This window comes from Methanohalobium sp., from assembly GCF_046546175.1.
Classification (GTDB): Archaea; Halobacteriota; Methanosarcinia; order Methanosarcinales; family Methanosarcinaceae; genus Methanohalobium.
Window position 1 is genome coordinate 1 of record NZ_JBKGYF010000095.1, and the last position, 6253, is coordinate 6253.

Sequence of the window (6253 nt, forward strand, 5' to 3'; positions counted from 1 at the left end):
CAGTAGGTTCGTCCAATATGAGAATGTCTGGTTCATGGATGACTGCACATGCGATGCTAACTCTCTGGCGCATACCTTTTGAAAAATTGATAACAGGTTCATTTCCTCTATCAGATAGTCCAAGTTCATCCAACAGTTCATCAGATTTTTCTGCAATTTCAGTTTTCGATAAACCGTAGAATTTGCCTGCAAGCTGTATATTCTCTCTTGTACTCAAATCATTATATACATTTCCGGTTTCAGGGACTGTACTTAGTTTCATTTTCGCACTTATAACATCCTTTGTTATATCCAATCCCTGGATTAATATAGAACCATCGTTAGGTGTAAGCAGTCCTACAAGCATCCTTATTGTAGTGGTTTTACCGGCTCCATTAGGTCCCAGGAATCCGAAAAATTCACCATTTGCCACTTCAAAACTAATGTTATCTACTGCCACAAAATCTCCAAAAGTTTTTGTTAAATTTTTGACCTGGATCGCAGACATAAATTATACCTCATTCAAAAAAGAAGGGAAGAAAAAAGAAACGTTTTGTACCGGTTTTAACTTTCAGAAACCCTGATAAGGATAACCAACTTGTTTCATGCGTTTATCCTTTAAGGTCCTGAAGATGCTCATCTACAGCTTTCAATTCTTCCCTAAGCTGATTTTTATATTCTTCCAGAATATCCTGTTTTTCTTTAACAGTTAAATAATTCCTGAAAGAATGTCCACAGTTACATCCACATTCCAAACTCAAAGCAGATTTTAAAGGTTTATAACCTCCATGATGTCCTTTTGGTTCACAACACATACTTATTCACCTCTACTTTATTTTACATAGCAAAGATGAATGATGAAGTATTTAAATTAACAGGTTTATAATTATATAGTGGATTACAAGATGGTGATTTACTATGCAAACAGAAAGTGACACACATTGCAAAAACGTTAACTGTACACAGAAAGGCGGAGAAGAGGTATGTTTATGCCCTATTAACAACGTTGTGAACTACCGCTGAGCTAAAGACTCAGCGGCTTCGGAAGAAGGTTACTAGGAAAGCCTTACTCTTGAAATCAAAGATTTAAAGTTATCCTTAAATTTTTAGTTTAAGGAGCCAGTTGGTCTTTAGCCAAGTGGTAGTTCACTTCATATACATGATGTCTAAATAACTGCATTTTACCATCAAAATGTGTTTTTAGTAGCTTTTGAGACTGGTTATTCATTTAATATCAACTCTTTACCTTTATCAGTAATATCAAATGTTATATCATGAGTATCACTATTTATCTGGTAATAGCAACTGAAAATATACGGCAACTCTTCACAATTAATTTTGTAGCAACCCCAGTTGATTCTGAGGTGATTCATGTGTTCCATTTTTTTCAATATGATTAACAACTCAAATTGATTAATTTTCAATCTTTGTTTCATCTGGTTGATTGTCAAGTTATCTTTAGATAACATATTCAAAATTCTTTTTGACGTTTTAGTATATCCTGTTATCATTCCTGTAACCTCTATATTTTCTAAATGTTTAGTTTTTAAACTTTGGTCTTGGTTAATAATATTGGATATTAGGAATATTAATAGAGTGCCCAAATAATGTTTGGTTATAAATCAAGATTCTAAAATTTGCAAAAACGGTACGAAAGCACAAAAAACTCTCAATAGTTTTTGATAAATGTTTGATTGTTCTGTCAGGATTGGATGTAGATAATTTTTATTAATCTTCTCATTTATAAAAACAAATTTTCAGCGTTTGCAGCGTTAATAAAAAAATAAAAATTTATATATTATCCAAATAGTATGAATAATCTACATATTATTAACACTAGATAGCAATTATATTGTGTATAGTAACGGTAAAAATAGTTAAGGTGGATCGTTCTGTGCGAACCGAGTCAATTAGAAGGTTAAGTCTATTAATGATTGCAGCCGTATCATTTGTTTTAATTACGACTGTTTGTTCGGCAGAGTCGGTTGAAATCCGTGGAAATGTTCTTGATACAGGAGAGAACCTGGCTATTGGTGCGGGTCCGAAAAATGATGTTCTTGATAAAAAAGAACTCATCTATAGCACTCGTCCTTATAGCAAGAAATTCAAATTGATTTCTAAAACCGATGCTTCCGTTTTTAGCACTTATTCAGTTATTCCTCTATTTGGTGAGAAATACATAGCTGTTGATGACGATATCAGCAAACTAACGAATTTGATTACAGAACAGGGCGGTGGTTCTGAAAAATGTCCTATTCCTGCAGAAGACAAACAAATCCGTTCGTCTTCGCTTGGATTTTCATCTATCGCAACATTCTCTGGTGTATTAACGATTTTTTATGTTTTAAAAAGCAGGACTAATTAATTTTCCACTTTAAAAAGGACGTGTTATTGTGAAAATGGATTGTTTGGACTGGAATAATATCTGGAGAGAAATGATACTGGCCAACCAGAACACAGACCATGAAAACCGCGGAAACTGTGCGGATTTGTGGAACAGCAGGGAAAATGCAGAACGGTTCTGGCAAAGGTCTCAACAGAACAAAGAACGTATAGAAAATACGATCAATGAGCTTCCATTACATAAAGATTGTAAAGTACTGGATATCGGTGCTGGACCCGGCAGTCTGGCATTACCTCTATCAGAAAAGGCAGACCAGGTTACTGCTGTTGAACCTGGTGATGGAATGCTGGAAATTCTACAGGAAAATATCGAGTATTACGGCATAGAAAATATCGATACTGTCAAAAAATGCTGGGAAGATGTCGATGTTGAAAATGACCTGAACGGACATTATGATATTGTCATATCGTCTTTTTCACTGGGAATGCCGGATATCAAAGACGCGATAGAAAAAATGCAGGCTGCATCATCAAAATATGTCTACATTTACTGGTTCGCTGGAGAAACACCTTGGGAAGCTCACTCATATAAATTGTGGCCCATGCTGTATGGTGAAGAGTACACTCCGCGGCCTAAATGTGATGTACTTTACAATGTAATTTACAACATGGGTATCTATCCTGACATGCATGTGTTTTCCCTCGATTATCAGAACACTTTCTCATCCATCGATGAAGCGTTTGATTTCTTCAGATCTCGCTATACAATAGATACAAAGCATCAGGAAAATTTACTCAGAGATTATCTGAAAGAGAATCTGGAAAAGCATGACGGCCAATTCGTAGAACACGGTCATACTACAAGAGTAAAAATCTGGTGGGACAAGGAGGTGTTCTTGTGAAAACACTTCTTTTTGGAAAAGGTGGAAGTGGTAAAAGCACGCTTACAGCTCTGGTTGCCAAATCGCTTGTAGAAAAAGGATGTAATGTTCTTGTTATAGACAATGATGAATCAAATTTCGGGCTTCACAGACAACTGAATATGTCACTTCCAGATGATTTCATGGATTTTTTGGGAGGAAAAAAGAGACTCATCAATAAAATGATGAAATCACGTTCAGAAGAAAAAGATTTGAACCTTTTTGATGATAAATGGGATTTTGAAACTATACCGGATGAATACGTTGTTAGAAACGGTAACCTGTATCTTATGGCTGTTGGGAAAATCCACGAGTTTGGGGAAGGTTGTGCATGTCCAATGGGTGTGCTTGCAAGACAGCTTATTAATAATATAGAAACCGGTGAAAATGATTTTGTTTTGGTGGATACAGAAGCCGGGATTGAACATTTTGGCAGAGGTGTAGAAGAAGGATGTGATGTCCTTTTCATGGTGCTTGATCCATCCTATGAATCTATACGTCTTTCTGAAAAGATGGACTGGATTGTCGACGGTATAGATAAACCATTGTATTATATATGCAATAGAGCTGAAGGCGATGCCAGGGAAATATTATGCAGCAAGTTACCGGATGATAAACTGGTAGCTACCGTTCCTGTGAATGAATCAATTTTCAAAGCAGGTCTCCTTGGAAACGAGTTCCAGTTTACAGTTCCTGAGATAGAGGATATATCTGATTTCTTGATAAATTACCAACCGAAATGAAATTGTGAAAATCAAATCGATGTACTAGATTTTAATTAGTTAACAGGACGGTGTTGATATGAAAATAAAAAATTAACTACCTATTTGACTCTATTAATGATTGCAGGTTTGTTATTGTCATCTGTTGGTCTTGCTGAGGAAGGAGAAATTAATGATGTCAAACGCAGTGTTCCGTCAGATATTTCAACCGGGGAAACGGCGGAAATAACCCTTGATATAAAAACAGATAAACCATTCATGGTAGGAATCGTAGAAACTCTTCCAGATGGTTTTACTTTTCCAGAAAATGATGCAGACGTATCAGATGCTGAATATTTTAAAGTTGACAGAGATGACGGTAAGATTTCCTTTTCTGTACGTGATAAAACTGAAATCACGTATAATGTGATTCCGTCCAGTAATGATAGAAAGGGTTTTGAAAGGTACTGGGTGGACATGCTTTACCAAACCCAGGAATTTGATGAAGGTAAAGAAAGATGGGTTCTTGTAACTGATCCATATTCAGATACCGGTTCAAATAACCCAGGGTCTAACAGCGCTTCTGAATCAGATGATAACGGAGACAGTTCAGTTTCAAATCTTCCTGGGTTTAGTGGATTTATAACCTTAGTTTCATTGATAATCTGTTTGTCTATACTGAAAAAATACAATTCAGGTGGGGATAGGTAATGAAATCTGAAATCAAATTTTTAGCTGGAATATTGTTGGTTGTATGTTTGTTTTCATCTATAATGACAGCTTCTGCAGCATCTTTATAACTTCCTTGTGACAACGGGGATGGTAAGCTCACTGAAAAGGAAGTATCAACCAAAGTATGCGATTATATGCTTGGTGACAGTTCTCACACACTTGATGATGTAGGAGATGCTTCATATATACTTACATACTGGGACGGTAAACCAAAAACAGTTACAGATACCCATAACAGGGAAGTTACGTTCTACAGACCTGTAGAAAGGATAGTCACGACAAACCCTGAGAATTCCAGAATCGTAATCGCTCTTAGCGAGCTTGATAAAATAGTCGCTACTGATGAATGTACACGAGATGGTTGTGTTCTTCCGCGTGATGCAAACAATGAAAAGATTGCAGCAAATGCCTGGAATAACCTTCAGATACATGGTGGAGGTCAGCTTGATGATCTTCCTGAAACGAATACCCGTAGAGAAATCGATTACGAGTCCATGGCTCTTCTCCAACCAGATGTAGTATTCGATGCTACATGGTATAATCGTGGAGACACTATCGAAGACAAAGTCGGATGCCCTTGTGTAGATGCAGGTGCAGGTTTCACATTTAAAGGTAGTTATGAACATATCCAGTTGATAGGAGAAGTTCTGGATGAAGAGAAAAGAGTCGATGAACTGGAAGGTTTTGTCCGGTCGAAAGTTAATATGGTTAAATCCGTTACTTCAAATCTTAATGAAAGCGAAAAACCTACAGTATATTTCGCACCTCGAGGTGCTAAAGATGGTTTTTATGAAGCTGCAGAAGGAAGAGATTTCACCCGTACAGAATCAGTATACGAACCATTAACTATCGCTGGTGGGGACAATGTTGCAAAGTATTGTACCGGTGGTGAACTACCGCTGAGCTAAAGACTCAGCGGCTTCGGAAGAAGTTTGCTTTACTGACGTATGTTGCCGAAAAACCTTATTCTTCCAGGGGAGTTCAGATCCCCACTATCGATTATCCCTGTGAGGGAATCACCGAGTACCTTTCTCAAGATGTTCAATGCTACATTAATATCGGCATTGATCAGTCTACCTGTAGATGACTGGAAGATTCCACGTTTCGATCTCTTACCAAGATACTTCTTATGTTTTCTAATGGGTTCTAAAGCCAGTGCATCTACCTTGCTGGTATATGCCTCATCTACTTCATGATACTTGATACCGTGGTATTCACATTTAGAAGCTAATTTCTGTTTAAATCTGGCAAATGGTATAGTCTGAAAGTTCTGGGTGTTTTCTTTACCGATGTTCTGTTCCTGTTTGATTTCTTTGAGTTCTCCGATTATGATATTGCCGATTTGATTTTCCAGACAGTGTTTAACGATGTGATTAACACACTGGTTCATGAAATCGTTTATCTTCCAGAACCTTTTATTAGAGAATCTATCCATTTTGATTCCATTATCTACATTCTGTTTATCGTAGACTGACTGCAACCTGCTCTTCTCCTTGTTCCACCAGCGGTTATAAGATTTGATACCCCTGCCGTCCAGTATGAAGGCAGTCCCACTGGTCGTTACGCAGGTTGCAAAGT

8 protein-coding genes are annotated in these 6253 nt (G+C 37.1%); 5 read left to right on the forward strand and 3 right to left on the reverse strand.

Features of this window, described 5'->3' with window-relative positions; translation table 11 throughout:
- Window positions 1-487 (reverse strand): ABC transporter ATP-binding protein (locus ACLFMM_RS08695; RefSeq protein ID WP_410808343.1); only part of this gene is annotated, 487 nt, incomplete at its 3' end.
- A gap of 103 nt (window positions 488-590) precedes the next feature.
- Window positions 591-794 (reverse strand): DUF5320 domain-containing protein, encoded by a 204-nt coding sequence (locus tag ACLFMM_RS08700; protein ID WP_410808344.1) that lies wholly within the window; start codon window positions 792-794, stop codon window positions 591-593.
- 1079 nt (window positions 795-1873) lie between these two features.
- Here ACLFMM_RS08700 and ACLFMM_RS08705 point away from each other — a divergent pair.
- The 5 genes from ACLFMM_RS08705 to ACLFMM_RS08725 all read left to right on the forward strand — a co-directional run bounded on the left by ACLFMM_RS08705 (window position 1874) and on the right by ACLFMM_RS08725 (window position 5583).
- On the forward strand, window positions 1874-2344 hold the full coding sequence (locus tag ACLFMM_RS08705) for an S-layer protein domain-containing protein (RefSeq protein ID WP_410808345.1): 471 nt from the start codon (window positions 1874-1876) through the stop codon (window positions 2342-2344).
- Between the two features lie 34 nt (window positions 2345-2378).
- Window positions 2379-3224: a class I SAM-dependent methyltransferase gene (locus ACLFMM_RS08710; RefSeq protein WP_410808350.1), complete on the forward strand. Its 846-nt coding sequence runs from the start codon at window positions 2379-2381 to the stop codon at window positions 3222-3224.
- On the forward strand, window positions 3221-3985 hold the full coding sequence (locus ACLFMM_RS08715; protein WP_410808346.1) for an adenylyl-sulfate kinase: 765 nt from the start codon (window positions 3221-3223) through the stop codon (window positions 3983-3985). The genes ACLFMM_RS08710 and ACLFMM_RS08715 overlap by 4 nt, the downstream gene beginning before the upstream one ends.
- Before the next feature lie 114 nt (window positions 3986-4099).
- Window positions 4100-4654, forward strand: coding sequence for a hypothetical protein (locus ACLFMM_RS08720; RefSeq protein WP_410808347.1), 555 nt, complete (start codon window positions 4100-4102; stop codon window positions 4652-4654).
- 155 nt (window positions 4655-4809) lie between these two features.
- Window positions 4810-5583 (forward strand): ABC transporter substrate-binding protein, encoded by a 774-nt coding sequence (locus ACLFMM_RS08725; protein WP_410808348.1) that lies wholly within the window; start codon window positions 4810-4812, stop codon window positions 5581-5583.
- 29 nt (window positions 5584-5612) lie between these two features.
- Here ACLFMM_RS08725 and ACLFMM_RS08730 read toward each other — a convergent pair.
- Window positions 5613-6253, reverse strand: a 641-nt coding sequence (locus tag ACLFMM_RS08730) for an IS200/IS605 family accessory protein TnpB-related protein (protein WP_410808349.1), incomplete at its 5' end; no start/stop codon positions are given.